Below are 17,631 nucleotides of genomic sequence, written 5' to 3'. Positions count from 1 at the left end.
CCGCGTCGCGGCCCTCACAGGGGCCGCCCGGCCGTGCGCAGCGGCGGTGCCGGGGAGGCCAGCACGCGGTCCCCGCCGCCGGCCTGTGCCGAGGCGAGCGCGGCCTCCGCCGCGGCGATCGCCTCATCCAGCACGGCGCGGGTCGGGCCGTCGCCGACCGGGGCGATGCCAACGCTCACCGTCAGCCTGGTGCCGTCCATCCCCGGATGCGCGAGCCGCGTCGAGGCCTCGCGCCGCAGACGGTCGGCCATACCCGCGGCGGCCTCGGTGGTTGCCGAGGGCAGCAGCGCGGCAAGCACCAGCGCGCTGGCGTGGCCCGGCACGTCGCCCGCACGCGTGGCGTCTCGGAACACGTTGGCGAAGTCGCGCAACAGCGTCTCGGCGGCCTGCGGGCCGCGGTCCTGCGTGATCTGCGCGAGACCATCGATGGTGGCGGCAACGACCGATGCCGGCAGCAGGTCGCGCTGGCAGCGCGCCAGGGCGGGCACGGCCTGGCCCAGCAGCGTGGCGCGGTTGGGCAGGTTGGTCTGCTGGTTCACCGGCGCGGCCTGCTGCGCCTTCAGCCGATCGGCGTCGGCGCGCCGGTACGCCCGCACCAGCAGCACGACGGTGAGCGCGAGGACGGCATCGGCGAACAGCCGCAGGGCCGTGCGCCAGCCGCCCGTCCCGGCACCGCCGCCGAGCAACGCATCCGCGCCCAGGATCACGACAGCCCCGCAGGCCAGTGCGGCGAGGACAGCCACCTGGAAACGCCGTGGCACGTGGTGCCAGTCCCGCGCCGCCGCCGCCGCGGCCACGGCCACGCCAAGGGCACCCAGCGTGACCAGGGCCAGCAGGACCGTGAGAACCAGGGTCAAGGCCGCGGCCTGGTCAGGTGGCGGAAGGGGTGGGATTCGAACCCACGAGGGCTTGCACCCTGGCGGTTTTCAAGACCGCTGCCATAGACCGCTCGGCCACCCTTCCGCATGTCGTGCCGCTACTCGCCGGCGAGGCGTGCGGCCATCATCGGCGCGCCGAGCCGCAGCATCGCGTGCACATCCGCCGCCTTGTCCAGGTTCAGCACCGCATCGGCCAGCGCGCGGGCGCGATCGGCCCCGAGCACGGCGTCTGCCAAGCCATGGAACTTCGCGCGCAGTTCGGCCTCGGTCAGGAAGTTGGCGGGCTCGCCCTTGGGCACCTGGATCTTCTTCACGAAGGTCTGCCCGCGCGCCTTCACCGTCAGCTTGCCGGACATGTAGTCGGGGAAGTCGGCCTCGACCTCGGCATCCTCGACCGGGAGGATCTTCTTCATCAACGCGCGCAGGTCCGCATCCTGCAGCCACGCGTAGCTGTCCCAGCCGAAATGCCCGCGCGCCAGCGCGCAGGCGACGACGAAGGGGCCGGAGAACTGCCCGTCCACGATGTTCTGCGGGTTCTGCTTGTACTGCGTCGGCGCGCCGACCAGCAGCATGCCCTTGTTGGGCAGGCCCATGGTGACGCTCTCGATCTCCTCGGCCTTGAGGCCCAGCTCAGCGCGAAGGGCCAGCGCCGCATCCACGTTGGCATGCCCGTAGCGGCAGGACGGGTAGGGCTTCACCGCGGTTTCCATCAGCTCCCACTCGGTGCCCAGGCCCTGTAGCGCGCGCTCGGGCTTCGGGTTGGGGGCATAGGCGCGCAGGAAGCCGGCGCGGCCTTCCAGCGCCTCGCCCGCGCCACGGAAGCCTTCGCGCGCCAGCGACGCGGCGGTCAGGCCGTTCAGTGCCGACCAGCCGACCTGGAAGCGCTTCGTCCAGGCGCCGTTCGCCAGGAACTGCAGCGACCCCGCGGCCTGGGACAGCGCGATGCCGAAGGCGTCCTCGATCTGCGCGGCGCTCAGCCCGAACACGCGCGCAGCCGCCGCGGCAGCGCCAAAGGCGCCGCAGGTCGCGGTCGGATGGTAGCCCCGGTCGTAATGGTCGCCGCCGGGCAGGGACAGCGCCAGCCGGCAAGTCACTTCATACCCGGCGACGATCGCGGCCAGCACGGTGCGGCCATCCGCGCCCACCATCTCGGCCGCCGCCAGGGCCGCCGGGATCACCGGCGCGCCGGGGTGCAGCGTGCCGGCGGCATGGGTGTCGTCGAAGTCGAGCGAATGCGCGGTGGTGCCGTTCACCAGCGCCGCGCCGGCCGGCGTGTAGCGCGCCGAATCGCCGAAAACCGCCGCCGAACCCGCCGCCAGACCCAGCGAGCGCACTGCGGCCAGCAACGGCGCCGTGCTCTCGGCATCGTGACGCCCGCGCAGCATGTTGCCGACCAGGTCGAGCACGAGGAAGCGGGTGCGCTCCTGGACCTCGGTGGGCAGCGCCTCGAAGCGGATCGCGGCGGTAAAGGCTGCAAGTTCGCGCGTGACGGCGGCCATGGCGTTGTCCTCCTGGATGTGCGTGCGTTGTAGCATTCCCCGCGCCCCGGCCAAGGCAGCAACCAGCGTTTGCATCGCCCGGACGCACATGGCAGGTGGGTCGCATGATCCGCCGTCGAACCCTGCTCGCCGCCGTCCCCCTTGCCGGATGCGGCGCGGCCGCCGTGCCGTCCCCCGCATCCGTGCCCGCCGCGCCGACGCCGGCGCCGGCGGCGCCGTTGCCGGTCGAACCGATATCCTCCGTCGCCTTCGATCGCTTCGTCGACGGCGTGAAGACCGAGGCACGGCGGCGCGGCATTTCGCAGGCCACGGTGAACGCGGCCTTCGCCGGCGTGCAGGCGAACCGCCGCGTGATCGAACTCGACCGCCGCCAGGCCGAGGGCGGGCTGCCCTGGGAAGACTACCGTGACCGCATCATGGTCACGCCGACCCGCATCCAGAACGGCCAGCGCCTGTACCGCGAGAATGCCGACCTGCTGCGGCGGATCGAACAGCGCTACCGCGTCTCCCCGCGCGTGATCGTCGCGATCTGGGGGGTCGAGACCAATTACGGCGGCAATACCGGCGGCTTCGGCGTGATCGAGGCCCTCGCCACCCTCGCCTGGGAAGGCCGCCGTGCCGCGTATTTCCGCAACGAACTGTTCGCCGCGCTGAAGATCATCGACGAAGGCCATATCCGCGCCGAGCGCATGCGCGGGTCCTGGGCCGGCGCGATGGGCCAGCCACAATTCATGCCGTCCAACTTCGACCGCCTGGCGGTGGATTTCGACGGCGACGGGCGGCGCGACATCTGGGACAGCCGCGCCGATGCGCTCGGGTCGATCGCGCACTACTTCCAGCGCAATGGCTGGCGCGAGGGCGAGTCCTGGGGCCTCGAGGCGCGTCCGCCCGCGGGCTTCACGCTGGCCGGCGCTGACACCGAATCCCGCCGCCCGATGCGCGACTTCGCACGTATGGGCTGGCGCACCGCCGCCGGCGGGGCGCTGCCCGACGGGCCGGACGCCAGCGTGGTGCTGCCCTCGCGCGGGGCCGGGCAGGTCTTCCTCGGCCACCACAACCTGCGGGTGATCCGGCGCTATAATTCGCCTGTGAACTACGCGTTGGCGGTGGGCCTGCTGTCGGACCGCGTGGGATGACGCGCATCGCGCTGCTGCTGCTGGCGCTCCTGGGCGGCTGCGCCACGCCGCCGGCGCGCTACGTGGTCGGCGATCCGTACCGGATGGGCGGCACATGGTCGTACCCGCGCGAGGATTTCTCCAGCGTCGAGACCGGCCTTGCGACGCGCCACGCCGTGCCGGGCTGGAACGCGCGCACCGCCAATGGCGAGGCCTGGAGCGACAGCCGAGCGCTCGCTGCGCACCGCACGCTGCAACTGCCCGCGGTTGTGGCAGTGACCAACCTCCAGAATGGCCGCACGCTGCTGGTGCGGGTGAATGACCGCGGGCCGGTGAATCCAGGCCGCGTGATCGGCCTGTCGGATCGCGCGGCGACGCTGCTCGGCATCCCGGCGGGCGGCGTTGCGCAGGTGCGCGTGGCGGTGGACCAGGAGCGCAGCCGCGCGTTGGCCGAATCAGCGCCGGCGGCCGAGCGCCCGCCCTTGCCGATCGAGGCCGCGCCACGCGCTGCCGTGGCCGCCGAGAGCCTGGACGCGCCGCCCGGTGCGCGCAGCGCCGCCCCGGCACGCGCGCCGGCCCCGGCCGGCGCACCCGCGGCGATGCCGGTTGCGGCCCCGCCACGCGACATTCCGCTGCCCGAGACGGTCGCGCAGGACGCCCCGCGGCCGGGACGCATCCTGGTCGAGGCCGGCACGCTGTCGCGCCCCGAGGCCGCCGCGCGGCTCGCCGCACGGGTGCCCGGCGCGCGGGTCGAAGCGTTCGGTCCGGCGCGCGACCAGCAATTCCGCGTCCGCGCCGGCCCCTTCGACACCGTCGCGGCGGCCGACGCGGCGCTTGAGAGAACGCTTGCCGCCGGCGTATCAGGCGCGCGCATCCTGGTGGACTGACATGCCCGCCGATTCGGGAGAGGTGCCCGCCATGACCCATCGCCGTTCGCTGCTCGGGGGTGCCGCCGGCGCATTGGTTGCCGCGCCTGCGCTTGCGCAGAACCGGCCGGCTCAGCCGGGCCGCCGGCAGCCTGGCCCGACGCGCCCGGCCGGCGCGCCGGCCGACACGCCGCTCGGCCCGCTCGATGTCGCGGCGCGCCAGGCGTTGATCGTGGATTTCGCCACCGGCGCCGTGCTGCTGGAGAAGAACGCCGACCAGCTGATGCCGCCGTCGTCGATGTCGAAGCTGATGACGATGTACGTGGTGTTTGAACAGTTGAAGGCCGGCCGGCTGCAACTGGATCAGGCGCTGCCCGTCAGCGAGCGCGCCTGGCGCATGGGCGGTTCAAAGATGTTCGTGGAGCTGGGCGCTCAGATCAAGGTCGAGGACCTGATCCGCGGCGTGATCGTCCAGTCGGGCAACGATGCCTGCATCGTACTGGCAGAAGCCATCAGTGGTTCGGAACAGCAATTCGCCGAGTTGCTCAACACCACCGGCCGGCGCATCGGCCTGCAAAACAGCAATTTCCGCAACTCGACCGGCTGGCCCGACCCCGAGCACCGGATGACGGCGCGCGACCTGGCCATCCTGGCGCGGCGGATCATCGAGGATTTCCCTGACTACTACCGCTACTACAACGAGCGTTCCTTCCGCTTCAACAACATCAGCCAGGACAACCGCAACCCGCTGCTGGCCCGCGTGGCCGGCGCCGATGGGCTCAAGACCGGGCACACCGAGGAAGCGGGCTATGGCCTGACCGGCAGCGCGCGGCGTGGTGACCGGCGCGTGATCCTGGTGGTGAACGGCCTGCCATCGATGCGCGCGCGAGCAGAGGAGAGCGAGCGCCTGATGGAATGGGCCTTCCGCGAGTTCGAGGCGGTGGTCTTGTTCCGCGCCCAGGACACGATCGAGGACGTGCCGGTCTACCTGGGCGAGCGGTCGAAGGTGCCGATGGTGGGCGGGCGCGACCTGGTGCTGACGCTGCCGCGGCAATGGCGGTCGCGCCTGCAGGTGCGGTTGCGCTACGAGGCGCCGCTCACCGCCCCGGTCGCGCGCGGGCAGACGATCGGCACCATGATCGTGGGCGGGCAGGGCGTCCCGCAGCTTGAAGTGCCGCTGATGGCGGGTGCGGATGTCGAGCGCCTAGGCATCGTCTCGCGCATCCCTGCGGTGGTCAGCAGGCTGGTCTTCGGCAGCTAGAGCAGGCCTTCCCGCCGGAAGGAAAACACGCGGCCATTGCCGATGATCACGTGGTCATGCACCACGATGGACAGCACGCCGGCTGCCTTCTTCACCTCGGCGGTCATCTCGATGTCCTCGCGCGAGGGCGTGGGGTCGCCCGAGGGATGGTTGTGCACCAGCAGCAGCGCGGTGGCGTGCAGTTCGAGGGCGCGCTTGACCACCTCGCGCGGGTAGACCGGCGTGTGGTTCACCGTGCCGCGCGCCTGCGCCTCGTCGGCCAGCAGGCGGTTCTTGGTGTCGAGGAACAGGATGCGGAACTGCTCGACGCGCTCGCGCGCCATCACCGCGTGCAGGTAGTCCATCAGCCGGTCCCAGTTGTTCAGCACGGGCTTCTCGGCGGCTTCGGCCCGCGCGAGGCGCAGCGCGGCAGACTGCACCAGCTTGATCGCGGCAACCGAATGCGGCCCCAGCCCGCGTGTGGCCATCAACTGCGCCGCGGGCGTGCTGAGCACCGCGGCGAAACTGCCGTAGCGGTTGATCAGCGACTTCGCGAGCGGCTTGGTGTCGCCGGTCTTGAAGGCGAAGAACAGCAGCATCTCCAGCATTTCGTAGTCCGCCAGCGAATCCGGCCCGCGGTCGAGCAGGCGGTCGCGCATGCGGGAGCGGTGGCCGATGGGTCCGGTGCTGGGGAAGGGGACGTCACCCCGGTCGGGCGGCGGAACCGGTGCACGCTGGGCGTAGCCGGGGTCGTCGGGGGCGTCGGGTGGCGGGGCCGGCGGAACCCAGCGCGTTGGGGCCTCGGCGAAGCCGCGCGGCTTGGGGTCGGGCGCCGCGGGCTCGGCGGGACCGCCCCGCAGGCGCCTGAACCACATGGCTGCGTCTCCGGGAAGTGTCTCAACCTTTAATTGATTAATCCGATCATTGTTGCAAGTGATCATTGACACACGCCGGTTTGACGGCGTCGCGCCGCGGCGTCACACCCGCGGTATGGCGATGCGCGGTCGGTTCATCACGCTCGAAGGCGGCGAGGGGGCGGGGAAATCCACCCAGGCGCGGCGGCTGGCGGCGTCGCTGGGCGCGCGCGGCCTGCCGGTGCTGCGGACGCGCGAGCCCGGCGGCACGCCCGGCGCCGAACGCATCCGGTCCCTGTTGCTCGGCCACGGCCCGTGGGATCCGGTGGCGGAAGCGATGATGATGTTCGCCGCGCGACGGGAACATGTCGTGCGGGTGATCCGGCCCTTCCTCGATGCCGGGGGCTGGGTGGTCTGCGACCGCTTCGCCGATTCCACCCTGGCCTACCAGGGCGCGCAGGGGCTGTCGCGCGAGGTCTGGGCGGGGCTGGCTGCGATCGCGCTGGACGGCTTCGCGCCTGATCTCACGCTGGTGCTGGACCTGCCGCCCGACGCCGGCATGGCGCGCGCGGCCGCGCGGTCGGGGGCGGACCGCTACGAACGCATGGGCCTGCCGTTCCACGCCGCGGTGCGCGAGGGATTTCGCCGCATAGCGGCGGCGGAGCCCGCGCGTTGCGTCGTCGTCGATGCCGGGCAGGGGCCCGACACCGTGACGGCAGCGATCCAGGCGGCGGTGCAGGCACGCCTCGGCATCGCGCCGGCCTGATGGAACCGCGCGCCAATCCCGACCTGGTCGGCCACGAGGCTGCCGCGCGCAGCATGGAGGCTGCCGCGCGATCGGGCCGGCTGCATCACGCCTGGCTGATCTGCGGGCCGCCCGGGATCGGCAAGGCAACGCTGGCCTGGCGCTTCGCGCGGTGGCTGCTGGCCGACATGCCGCGGGGCGCGACGCCGCTCGCGGTCGATCCGTCGAGCACGGTGTTCCGCCGCGTCGCCGCCGACACCCATGCCGATTGCTTCACGCTGGAGCCCAACACCGGCGAGCGCGGCGTGAAGCGTATCCTGCGTGTCGAGGATGCTCGCGAGGCGGTGCGCTTCCTGACCCAGACCGCCGCCGAGGGCGGCTGGCGCGTGGTGGTGCTGGACGAGGCCGAGCGCGCCGACCAGGCAGCGGTGCAGAACACGCTGCTCAAGACGCTCGAGGAACCGCCGCCGAAGACGGTGCTGCTGCTGGTCTGCGCGGCGCCGCAGAAGCTGCTGCCGACGATCCGCAGCCGCTGCCGGCGGATCGACCTGAACCCGCTGGCGGGTCCGGAGATGGAAGCGCTGCTCGCGCGCCTGCTGCCCGACACGCCGGCGACCGATCGTGCGCGGATTGCGGCACTGGCGGATGGCGCGCCCGGGCGCGCCATGGCGCTGGCCGAGGCTGGCGGCTTGGACTTGCAGGCGATGGTGGAGGCCAGCCTGGCGGCGCTGGCGAAGCCCGAACCGCCGCGCGACCACGCGCTGGCGGACAGGCTCGCTGCCGACCGTACGGGCGGCGCCTTCGGCATCTTCATGGGACTGCTGCGCGGGGCAATCGCGGGGGCGTTGCGCGACGCCGCGCGCGGGCGTGCCGCCCCGCCCTGGCTGGCCCGCCATCCGCTTGCCGTGTGGGCGGGGCTGTGGGATAGGCTCGGCGACCTTGCGGACGACACCGAGCGGTTGAACCTCGACCGCAAGCAGGCGGTGCTGACGGGCCTCGACTGGCTCGCGCGGCCCTGACGGCGGCGTCCGGATCCTGAACCGGACACTCCATGGCGAAGCCACCGATCTACCTGACGACGCCGATCTACTACGTGAACGACCGGCCCCATATCGGGCACGCGTACACCTCGCTCGCGACCGACGTACTGGCGCGATTCAAGCGGCTGGACGGGCACGAGGTGTTCTTCCTGACCGGCACGGACGAGCACGGCCAGAAGGTCGAGAAGGCGGCGCAGGATGCCGGCGAGGACCCGCAGGCCTTCACAGATCGCGTAAGCCAAGCCTTCCGCGACCTGACGATCACCATGGGCTTTTCGAACGACGACTTCATCCGCACCACCGAACCGCGCCACAAGGCGGCCTGCGTCGCGCTGTGGAAGGTGCTGGCGGAGCGCGGCGAGATCTACCTCGGTGACTATGAGGGCTGGTACGCCGTTCGGGATGAAGCATTCTACGGTGCGGATGAGATCGTCGAACGCGACGGCGTGAAATACGCGCCGACCGGCGCGCCGGTGGAGTGGGTGCGCGAGCCGTCCTACTTCTTCCGCCTGGGCAAGTGGCTGCCCGAACTGTTGCGCCGCTTCGACCTACCCGAGGGCGATGCTGAGCGCATCGACATCCAGCCCGAGAGCCGTCGCAACGAGGTGCGCGCCTTCATCCAGCAGGGGCTGAAGGAATTCGGCGACGCATCACCGAAGCTGGACCTGTCCGTCTCGCGTACGTCCTTCAAGTGGGGCGTGAAGGTACCGGGCGACGAGGCGCATGTGATGTATGTCTGGGTCGATGCGCTGACCAACTACATCACCGCCGCCGGGTACCCCGACACGACCGCGCAGCGCTGGAAGTTCTGGCCGGCCGACGTGCATTTCGTCGGCAAGGACATCGTGCGGTTCCACACCATCTACTGGCCGGCGATGCTGCTGGCGGCGGGGCTGCCCACGGCGAAGCGCGTGTTTGCCCATGGCTGGTGGACGAATGAAGGGCAGAAGATCAGCAAGTCCCTGGGGAACGTGATCGATCCTGTCACGCTAGTGGAGGAATTCGGGCTCGATCCCGTGCGCTACTTCCTGCTGCGGGAGGTGCCGTTCGGGCAGGATGGCGACTTCTCCCGCAAGGCGCTGGTGAACCGGCTGAACGGGGAACTGGCGGACGCGCTGGGGAATCTTGCGAACAGAACGCTGTCGCTGATCCAGCGGAATTGCGAGGGGCGATTGCCGGGGCAGGGCGATGCCGCCGTCGGCGCGCCGCTGCTCGACCCGGTGCACAAGCTGACAGACCAGGTCCGTCAGCGTCTGGACCGGCAGGAATTCCACCTGGCACTCGAGACGATCCTGGCTTCGGTGCGCGACGCCAACGGCTACATCACGCAGGAAGCGCCCTGGGCGCTGAAGAAGACCGACCTCGTGCGCATGGCGGCCGTGCTGCGCGCGCTGCACGACGCGCTGCGCGTCTACGCCACCGTCCTCCAGCCCTTCATGCCCACCACCATGGCCGCGCTGCTTGACCAGCTCGGCGTGCCGCCCGATGCGCGGGACTTCGCCGCCCTTGCCGCCCCGCTGCCCGAGGGCACCCACCTCCCGCCGCCCGCCCCGCTGTTCCGCAAGATCGAGCTGGCGGCCGCCTGATGCTGATCGACAGCCACTGCCACCTCGACCACTCCGCGGATGCCGAGGTCTACGACCTCATCGCCCGCGCGAAGGAGGCCGGGGTCGGGCGCATGGTCACCATCGGCGTGCGCATGTCCCAGGCCGCGAAGGTGAAGGAACTCGCCGAACGCCACCCCGAGGTCTGGGGCACGGTCGGCATCCACCCCCACAATGCCGGCGAGGGCCCCTTGCCGACGCCCGAGCAGATCGCGGCTGAGGCCGACCACCCGCGCATCATCGGCATCGGTGAGTCCGGCCTGGACTATTTCTACGACAAGGCGCCGCGCGACGCGCAGGCCGAGAATTTCCGCCGCCACATTCGCGCAGCGCGGATCACCGGGCTGCCGCTGGTGGTCCATGCCCGCCAGGCGGATGACGACATCATCGCGATCCTGCGGGAGGAACGGGACGCCGGGGGAGCCTTCGACTTCCTGCTGCACTGCTTCAGCAGCGGGCGCGCGCTGGCGGAAAGCGCGGTGGAGATGGGCGGATACATCTCGTTTTCGGGCATCCTGACGTTTCCAAAATCGCAGGAATTCAGAGATATCGCCCGCGATCTTCCGGCCGAACGGCTGCTGGTGGAGACCGATGCGCCCTACCTCGCGCCAGTGCCGTTCCGGGGCAAGCGCTGCGAGCCGGCCATGGTCGCGCATACCGCGCGCGTGCTGGCCGAAACCCGCGGCATGACGCCCGAAGCGCTGGCGGACCTGACGACCGCTAATTTCCAATGTCTATTCAGGAAAGCCTCGTAAGGCCTTGTTAAAGGTCACGATCCTCGGCTGCGGCGGCTCCGGTGGCGTGCCGCAGATCGGTGGCGAGGATGGCCGCGGCTGGTGGGGTGCCTGCGACCCGGCCAACCCGCTGAACCGCCGCACGCGCTCCTCCATTCTGGTCGAGGGTGCCGGCGCCGGGCGGCTGCTGGTCGATACCGGCCCCGACCTGCGCACCCAGATGCTGGCCTGCGGCGTGCCGGGGGCAGATGCGATCTTGTACACCCACGACCATGCCGACCACGTGATGGGCCTGGACGAGATCCGCATCCTGAACCGCCTGGCCGGCCGGCCCCTCGAAGCCTTCGGGATGGAGCGCACGCTGTCGATCCTCCGGCAGCGGTTCGACTACGCCTTTCTGCCCTCGACCGCGCCGCACTTCTTCCGCCCCGCGGTGGAACCCGTGCGCCTCGACCCCGGGGAGACGGTCGAGATGGCCGGGCACCAGGTGGAGACCTTCCGCCAGGACCATGCGGTGATGGACACGCTCGGGCTGCGCATCGGGGCCTTCGCCTATTCCACCGACCTGGTACGCCTGCCGCCGGACAGCCTCGCGCGCCTTCACGGCCTGGACACCTGGGTGGTGGGATGCTTCCAGCGGCGCCCGCACAAGGTGCATGCGAATCTCGACCAGGTGCTGGAATGGGTGGATGTCCTGAAGCCGCGGCGGACCGTGCTGACCCATATGAGCCCCGACCTGGATCATGGCTGGATGCGGGCCCACCTGCCGCCGGGCGTCGAGCCCGGGCATGACGGCATGGTGCTCGACCTGCCGGGCTGACCGCCGCGCCACAAGGATGGGGGGCGGGGCTTTCGCACCCGCCAGGGATGCCCCACATTCGCCACGAAGCGGACGGGGCTGATTCGCCGCCGCCGCCACGGAAGGACCAAGCCATGATCAGGGATCGTGACCCTGTCGAAGTCTACAACAACACCCTGGTGCCGATGGTCATCGAGCAGACCGCGCGCGGGGAACGGGCGTTCGACATCTATTCGCGCCTGTTGAAGGAACGCATCATCTTCCTGACCGGGCCAGTCTTCGACCAGGTATCCTCGTTGATCTGCGCTCAGCTGCTGTTTCTCGAGTCCGAGAACCCGTCGAAGGATATCGCCTTCTACATCAATTCTCCGGGCGGCGTGGTTTCGGCCGGTCTCGCGATGTACGACACCATGCAGTACATCCGCTCGCCGGTCAGCACGGTGTGCATCGGGCAGGCGGCGTCGATGGGCTCGCTGCTGCTGTGCGCGGGGGCGAAGTCGAAGCGCTATGCCCTGCCCAACAGCCGGATCATGGTGCACCAGCCCTCGGGCGGCGCGCAGGGCCAGGCGACCGACATCGAGATCCAGGCGCGCGAGATCCTGAAGCTGCGCCAGCGGCTGAACGAGATCTACGTGAAGCACACCGGCCAGCCGATCGAGGCGATCGAACGCAAGCTCGACCGCGACAGCTACATGTCCGCCGAGGAGGCCCGCGACTTCGGCCTGGTGGACCATGTGGTCGAGGAACGCCCGATGCCGGCCTCGGCCGAACCCACGAAGGCGTGATGCGGCTGCCGCCCGGGGAAGGCCATCGGGCGGCTTTCGCTTTCCCCCGGCCGGGCCGGGGGCTACATTCCTGTTGCAGTTCCCCGCACTTCCGGGGGACACGGAGAGCGCATGAGCAAGTCCGGCGATTCCAAGAACACCCTCTACTGCTCGTTCTGCGGCAAGTCCCAGCACGAGGTCCGCAAGCTCATTGCGGGCCCGACGGTGTTCATCTGCGACGAATGCGTCGAACTGTGCATGGACATCATCCGCGAGGAACACAAGACCACGCTGGTGAAGTCGCGCGACGGGGTGCCGACGCCCAAGGAAATCTGCAAGGTCCTGGATGACTACGTGATCGGGCAGGACCACGCGAAGAAGGTCCTGAGCGTCGCGGTGCACAACCATTACAAGCGGCTGGCGCATGGCGGGAAGAACCCCGACATCGAGATCGCAAAATCGAACATCATGCTGGTCGGGCCGACCGGGTCGGGCAAGACGCTGCTGGCACAGACGCTGGCGCGTATCCTGGACGTGCCTTTCACCATGGCGGATGCCACGACGCTGACCGAGGCCGGCTACGTCGGCGAGGATGTCGAGAACATCATCCTCAAGCTGCTGCAGGCCGCCGACTACAACGTGGAGCGCGCGCAGCGCGGCATCGTCTACATCGACGAGGTCGACAAGATCTCGCGCAAGTCGGACAACCCGTCCATCACCCGCGACGTGAGCGGGGAGGGCGTGCAGCAGGCGCTGCTGAAGATCATGGAAGGCACCGTCGCCTCGGTGCCGCCGCAGGGCGGGCGCAAGCATCCGCAGCAGGAATTCCTGCAGGTCGATACGTCGAACATCCTGTTCATCTGCGGCGGCGCCTTCGCGGGCCTCGAGCGCATCATCGGCCAGCGCGGCAAGGGTTCGGGCATCGGCTACGGTGCCGAGGTGCGCGACCCCGACGAACGCCGCACCGGCCAGATCCTGCGCGAGGTCGAGCCCGAGGATTTGCTGAAGTTCGGCCTGATCCCGGAATTCATCGGCCGCCTGCCGGTCGTGGCCACGCTCGACGACCTGGACGAGAAGGCGCTGATCGAGATCCTGACCAAGCCCAAGAACGCGCTGGTCAAACAATATGCCCGGCTGTTCGAGATGGAGGGGGCGAAGCTCACCTTCACCGAGGACGCGCTGAAGGCCGTCGCGACGCGGGCCATCCAGCGCAAGACCGGCGCGCGCGGGCTGCGGTCCATCATGGAAGCCATCCTGCTGTCGACCATGTTTGACCTTCCCGGCCTGGAATCGGTCGAGGAGGTCGTGGTGAACCGCGAGGTCGCGGAAAGCCGCGCCCAGCCGCTGTTCATCTACGGGGAACGGCCGGCGGAGCAGACCTCCGCCTGATGCAGCGGGGCGTGCGCGCCCCGTCAAGATCTTGAGCGGGTGCCGCGGCCCCCCCACATCCGGGAGATACCGTGGCGCCCCGCCCGTGCCGCCTTTGGGCGGGCCGGGTGCCGACTGTCCACTGTGAGGTCACATGACGGATACCATCCGCGGCGAACTCCTCCCGGTGCTCCCCTTGAGGGACATCGTGGTGTTCCCGCACATGATCGTCCCGCTGTTCGTTGGCCGCGAGAAATCCGTGCGCGCCCTGGAAGCGGTGATGAAGGAGGACAAGCAGATCCTGCTTGTCGCCCAGAAGAACGCGGCGCAGGACGACCCGGGCGCGGACGACCTGTACCAGGTCGGCACCGTTTCGACGGTGCTGCAGCTGCTGAAGCTGCCCGACGGCACGGTGAAGGTGCTGGTCGAGGGCGGCCGCCGCGCCAAGATCGCCGCGTTCAAGGAAACCGCGAATTACTTCGAGGCCTTCGCCGAAGTGGTCGAAGAGACGACCACCGAAGCGCGCGAGGCCGAGGCGCTGGCGCGCACCGTGGTCTCGCAGTTCGAGCAGTACATCAAGCTCAACAAGAAAATCGCGCCCGAGGTGCTGGTCTCGATCAACCAGATCGAGGAGCCGGCGAAGCTCGCTGACACCGTGGCCTCGCATCTGGGCCTCAAGATTCCCGAGAAGCAGGAGCTGCTGGAGACGCCGTCCGTCACCGCGCGGCTCGAGCGCGTCTTTGCCCACATGGAGGGCGAGATCGGCGTGCTGCAGGTGGAGAAGCGCATCCGCAACCGCGTGAAGCGGCAGATGGAGAAGACGCAGCGCGAATACTACCTGAACGAGCAGCTCAAGGCGATCCAGAAGGAGCTCGGCGAAGGCGAGGACGGCAAGGACGAGGCGGCCGAGCTGGAAGCCCGCATCAAGGCCACCAAGCTGTCGAAGGAAGCGCGCGAGAAGGCGCTGCAGGAGCTCAAGAAGCTCCGCACCATGTCGCCCATGTCCGCCGAGGCGACGGTGGTGCGCAACTACCTCGACTGGATGCTGTCGATCCCGTGGAAGAAGCGCTCGAAGGTGCGCAACGACATCACGGTGGCCGAGGGCGTGCTCGAGGCCGACCACTACGGCCTGGAGAAGGTCAAGGAACGCATCATCGAGTACCTGGCGGTGCAGTCGCGCAGCCCGAAGATTCGCGGGCCGATCCTGTGCCTGGTGGGACCGCCGGGCGTGGGCAAGACCTCGCTCGGCAAGTCCATCGCGAAGGCGACGGGGCGCAATTTCGTGCGCATGTCGCTGGGCGGTGTGCGCGACGAGGCCGAGGTGCGCGGCCATCGCCGGACCTATATCGGCTCGATGCCGGGCAAGGTCATCCAGGGGATGAAGAAGGCCAAGACCAGCAACCCGCTGTTCCTGCTCGATGAGATCGACAAGCTCGGCGCCGATTGGCGCGGGGACCCGTCGTCCGCGCTGCTCGAGGTGCTGGATCCGGAGCAGAACAGCACCTTCGCCGACCACTACCTGGAAGTCGACTACGACCTCTCGGACGTGATGTTCGTGACCACCGCGAACAGCCTGCGCATGCCGCAGCCGCTGCTCGATCGCATGGAGATCATCCGCATCCCCGGCTACACCGAGGATGAGAAGATCGAGATCGCCAAGCGCCACCTGATGAAGAAGGTGAGCGAGGCGAACGGGCTGAAGCCGACGGAGTGGTCGTTGTCCGAGGAAGCGATCCGCGACCTGGTGCGCTACTACACGCGCGAGGCCGGCGTCCGGAACCTGGAACGCGAGATCGCGGGCCTGGCGCGCAAGGCGGTTAAGGAGATCGTCTCCAAGAAGTCGAAGAAGGTCGCGATCACAGCGCGCAACCTCGAGAAGTTCGCCGGCGTGCGGAAGTTCCGCTACGGCGAGGCCGAGGCCGAGGACATGGTCGGTGTCGTCACCGGCCTGGCCTGGACCGAGGTGGGCGGGGAGATCCTGACCATCGAGAGCGTGATGGTGCCCGGCAAGGGCAACGTGAAGACGACCGGCAAGCTCGGCGACGTGATGCAGGAGAGCGTGTCCGCCGCGATGTCCTATGTGCGGTCGCGCTCGACCACCTTTGGCCTCAAGCCGACGATGTTCGAGAAGCGCGACATCCACGTGCACGTGCCGGAAGGTGCGACGCCGAAGGATGGTCCGTCGGCGGGCATCGCGATGGCGACGTCGATCGTGTCGGTGCTCACGGGCATTCCGGTGCGGCGCGACATCGCCATGACGGGCGAGATCACGCTGCGCGGGCGTGTGCTGCCGATCGGCGGTCTGAAGGAGAAGCTGCTGGCCGCGCTGCGCGCGGGCATCAAGACCGTGTTCATCCCGAAGGACAACGAGAAGGACCTCGCGGAGATCCCGGACAACGTGAAGAAGAACCTCGAGCTGGTCGTGGTCTCCCACGTCGACGAGGTGATCCAGCGTGCCCTGGTGAAGAAGCCCGAGCCGATCGTCTGGGAGGAGCCGGAGGAGACCCCGGCGCCGCGCGGGCCGGAGCAGGGCAGCGTGGGGACCGTGCTGCCGCACTGACGTTTCGTTCACACTTCGGTGCCCGAAAAACCCCGGCGGAGCGTGGCTTCGCCGGGGTTTCTTGTGGAAAACCGAGGGAAGCGTTGCAGTTTTGCCGCATCACAGCCCGTGAATGGCGGTTTTCCGCCGCGAATCGGGCGGTCTCTCGTTGACGTTGCGAAATCGGCGCTCCTACTCTCCGCCCCGACCAAGCCGGGCGAATCGCGCGCGGCTGTCATCGCGGGACCAACGGAGGGATACCCCAGTGAACAAGCAGGACCTCATCGCCGCCGTCGCCGAGGCGACCGATCTGCCGAAGGCGAAGACGGGCGACGTCGTGGACGCGGTGTTTACCGCGATCGAAAAGGCGCTGTCGAAGAAGGGCGGCGAGGTTCGCCTGGTCGGCTTCGGCACCTTCTCGACCTCCAAGCGCAAGGCCGGCAAGGGCCGCAATCCGCGCACCGGCGAGGAGATCAAGATCCCCGCCAGCACGACCGTGCGCTTCAAGGCCGGCAAGGGCCTGAAGGACGCCGTGAACTGATCACGCCGGCTTCGGCAGTGTTCACAAGGAGGGCCGGTCCGCGAGGGCCGGCCCTTCGTGTTTGCGGCATGGCGCGAATCGCGCTCTCGCGCGGCGCACGCGACTGCGCTACGGGAGCGGCTGGGGGCGCTTAGCTCAGCTGGTAGAGCGCCTGCTTTACACGCAGGATGTCGGCGGTTCGATCCCGTCAGCGCCCATTCATCGCGTCGCACGCCGCGGGCGGCGTGCGACGCGATGAATCCCCCCGGAGTGCAGAGAGAAGCGACCGGCGACGCACCGCGTCGCGGCGCGGCCAACCATCCGGCACAACACCGCCGTGCAACCCCGCTTGACGAAACCCGTCCCACCCCGTATCCCCCGCCACCTGTCGCGAGCGGGTGTAGCTCAGTTGGTTAGAGCGCCGGCCTGTCACGCCGGAGGTCGCGGGTTCGAGCCCCGTCACTCGCGCCACGCGACAGAAGCGATCGAACAGCGGCGCCGCGGCACAAGCCCGGCGCCGCTGTCGCATCTGCACCCAGCCCATCGTAACGAGAATGCTTGAAAACGGGACGCCGCGACCTATGGCGGAGCGTCCCAAGGGCGGCTAATGTCCGCCCGCGCTGCGCTGCGGCAAAAGCCCAGGCGTAGCAGCCGCATGCCCGGAACAGGGCAGGGGAGTTGAGGTTGAGATGACCGAGCCGCTGCTGGCCGCGTATTTTCCGGTGCTCGTCTTCCTGGGCATCGCGGCGGGAATTGCCATCGCCATGGTGGGCGGCGCTTTCCTCGCGGCGAAACAGAAACCCTATGCCGAGAAGCTCTCGGCCTATGAATGCGGCTTCGCACCCTTCGACGACACGCGCCGGCGCTTCGACGTGCGGTTCTACCTGGTCGCGATCCTGTTCATCATTTTCGACCTGGAAGTGGCCTTCCTGTTTCCCTGGGCGATCGCACTTGGGGACATAGGCTGGCTGGGGTTCTGCTCGATGATGGGCTTCCTGTTCGTGCTCACGGTGGGCTTCGTCTACGAGTGGCGCAAAGGCGCCCTGGACTGGGAGTGACGCGGCCC

The 17,631-nt window shown here is 69.3% G+C and carries 16 protein-coding genes and 3 tRNA genes; 15 read left to right on the top strand and 4 right to left on the bottom strand.

The genetic code is table 11. From position 1 onward, the window contains the following. Positions 1-14 precede the first annotated feature (14 nt). The 3 genes from MWM08_RS12670 to MWM08_RS12660 form a co-directional block, all read right to left on the bottom strand. Entirely contained in the window at positions 15-857 is an 843-nt protein-coding gene (locus MWM08_RS12670) for a GGDEF domain-containing protein (protein ID WP_244459795.1), read from the bottom strand. Between the two features lie 18 nt (positions 858-875). Beyond that, positions 876-963, bottom strand: a tRNA-Ser gene (locus MWM08_RS12665). Positions 964-976: 13 nt separating this feature from the next. Beyond that, positions 977-2,377 carry an MmgE/PrpD family protein gene (locus MWM08_RS12660; protein ID WP_244459794.1) on the bottom strand — a complete coding sequence of 467 codons (1,401 nt, stop codon included), beginning with the start codon at positions 2,375-2,377 and terminating at the stop codon, positions 977-979. A 104-nt stretch (positions 2,378-2,481) separates the two neighbouring features. Between MWM08_RS12660 and MWM08_RS12655 the strand changes: the two genes are divergently transcribed. The 3 genes from MWM08_RS12655 to MWM08_RS12645 are packed head-to-tail and all read left to right on the top strand — an operon-like array spanning position 2,482 to position 5,619. After that, positions 2,482-3,513 carry a lytic murein transglycosylase gene (locus tag MWM08_RS12655; protein WP_244459793.1) on the top strand — a complete coding sequence of 344 codons (1,032 nt, stop codon included), beginning with the start codon at positions 2,482-2,484 and terminating at the stop codon, positions 3,511-3,513. Beyond that, entirely contained in the window at positions 3,510-4,379 is an 870-nt protein-coding gene (locus MWM08_RS12650) for a septal ring lytic transglycosylase RlpA family protein (protein ID WP_244459792.1), read from the top strand. The genes MWM08_RS12655 and MWM08_RS12650 overlap by 4 nt, the downstream gene beginning before the upstream one ends. A 31-nt stretch (positions 4,380-4,410) precedes the next feature. Further along, positions 4,411-5,619 carry a D-alanyl-D-alanine carboxypeptidase family protein gene (locus tag MWM08_RS12645; RefSeq protein ID WP_244459791.1) on the top strand — a complete coding sequence of 403 codons (1,209 nt, stop codon included), beginning with the start codon at positions 4,411-4,413 and terminating at the stop codon, positions 5,617-5,619. Here MWM08_RS12645 and radC read toward each other — a convergent pair. Beyond that, positions 5,616-6,473 (bottom strand): RadC family protein, encoded by an 858-nt coding sequence (gene radC, locus MWM08_RS12640; RefSeq protein ID WP_244459790.1) that lies wholly within the window; start codon positions 6,471-6,473, stop codon positions 5,616-5,618. The genes MWM08_RS12645 and radC overlap by 4 nt on opposite strands. Before the next feature lie 115 nt (positions 6,474-6,588). Between radC and tmk the strand changes: the two genes are divergently transcribed. From tmk to MWM08_RS12580, 12 genes are all read left to right on the top strand, one after another. Continuing rightward, the gene (gene tmk, locus MWM08_RS12635; RefSeq protein WP_480461614.1) at positions 6,589-7,218 is read left to right on the top strand and encodes a dTMP kinase; all 630 of its coding nucleotides are present in this window, start codon (positions 6,589-6,591) and stop codon (positions 7,216-7,218) included. Continuing rightward, the gene (locus MWM08_RS12630; RefSeq protein WP_244459788.1) at positions 7,218-8,216 is read left to right on the top strand and encodes a DNA polymerase III subunit delta'; all 999 of its coding nucleotides are present in this window, start codon (positions 7,218-7,220) and stop codon (positions 8,214-8,216) included. Before tmk ends, MWM08_RS12630 begins: the two co-directional genes overlap by 1 nt. 32 nt (positions 8,217-8,248) lie before the next feature. After that, positions 8,249-9,823 (top strand): methionine--tRNA ligase, encoded by a 1,575-nt coding sequence (gene metG, locus MWM08_RS12625; RefSeq protein ID WP_244459787.1) that lies wholly within the window; start codon positions 8,249-8,251, stop codon positions 9,821-9,823. After that, positions 9,823-10,596 (top strand): TatD family hydrolase, encoded by a 774-nt coding sequence (locus tag MWM08_RS12620; RefSeq protein WP_244459786.1) that lies wholly within the window; start codon positions 9,823-9,825, stop codon positions 10,594-10,596. Before metG ends, MWM08_RS12620 begins: the two co-directional genes overlap by 1 nt. Before the next feature lie 4 nt (positions 10,597-10,600). Further along, complete coding sequence (locus MWM08_RS12615; RefSeq protein WP_244459785.1) at positions 10,601-11,395, top strand: MBL fold metallo-hydrolase; 795 nt, start codon at positions 10,601-10,603, stop codon at positions 11,393-11,395. Between the two features lie 113 nt (positions 11,396-11,508). Further along, positions 11,509-12,159: an ATP-dependent Clp endopeptidase proteolytic subunit ClpP gene (gene clpP / locus MWM08_RS12610; RefSeq protein ID WP_423816037.1), complete on the top strand. Its 651-nt coding sequence runs from the start codon at positions 11,509-11,511 to the stop codon at positions 12,157-12,159. Between the two features lie 111 nt (positions 12,160-12,270). Further along, positions 12,271-13,527 (top strand): ATP-dependent Clp protease ATP-binding subunit ClpX, encoded by a 1,257-nt coding sequence (gene clpX, locus MWM08_RS12605; RefSeq protein WP_230164621.1) that lies wholly within the window; start codon positions 12,271-12,273, stop codon positions 13,525-13,527. A 133-nt stretch (positions 13,528-13,660) separates the two neighbouring features. Continuing rightward, the gene (lon, locus tag MWM08_RS12600) at positions 13,661-16,066 is read left to right on the top strand and encodes an endopeptidase La (RefSeq protein WP_244459784.1); all 2,406 of its coding nucleotides are present in this window, start codon (positions 13,661-13,663) and stop codon (positions 16,064-16,066) included. A 244-nt stretch (positions 16,067-16,310) separates the two neighbouring features. Next, entirely contained in the window at positions 16,311-16,586 is a 276-nt protein-coding gene (locus MWM08_RS12595) for an HU family DNA-binding protein (RefSeq protein WP_244459783.1), read from the top strand. Between the two features lie 124 nt (positions 16,587-16,710). Then, positions 16,711-16,783 (top strand) — tRNA-Val (locus MWM08_RS12590). Between the two features lie 176 nt (positions 16,784-16,959). Continuing rightward, a tRNA-Asp gene (locus tag MWM08_RS12585) sits at positions 16,960-17,036 on the top strand. A 218-nt stretch (positions 17,037-17,254) separates the two neighbouring features. Continuing rightward, positions 17,255-17,623, top strand: coding sequence for an NADH-quinone oxidoreductase subunit A (locus MWM08_RS12580; protein WP_198371823.1), 369 nt, complete (start codon positions 17,255-17,257; stop codon positions 17,621-17,623). Positions 17,624-17,631 lie beyond the last annotated feature (8 nt).

Source organism: Roseomonas fluvialis (assembly GCF_022846615.1).
Lineage (GTDB): Bacteria > Pseudomonadota > Alphaproteobacteria > Acetobacterales > Acetobacteraceae > Neoroseomonas > Neoroseomonas fluvialis.
The sequence above is the reverse complement of the archived record's forward strand: the minus strand, read 5'-3'. Positions and strand labels throughout refer to the sequence as shown.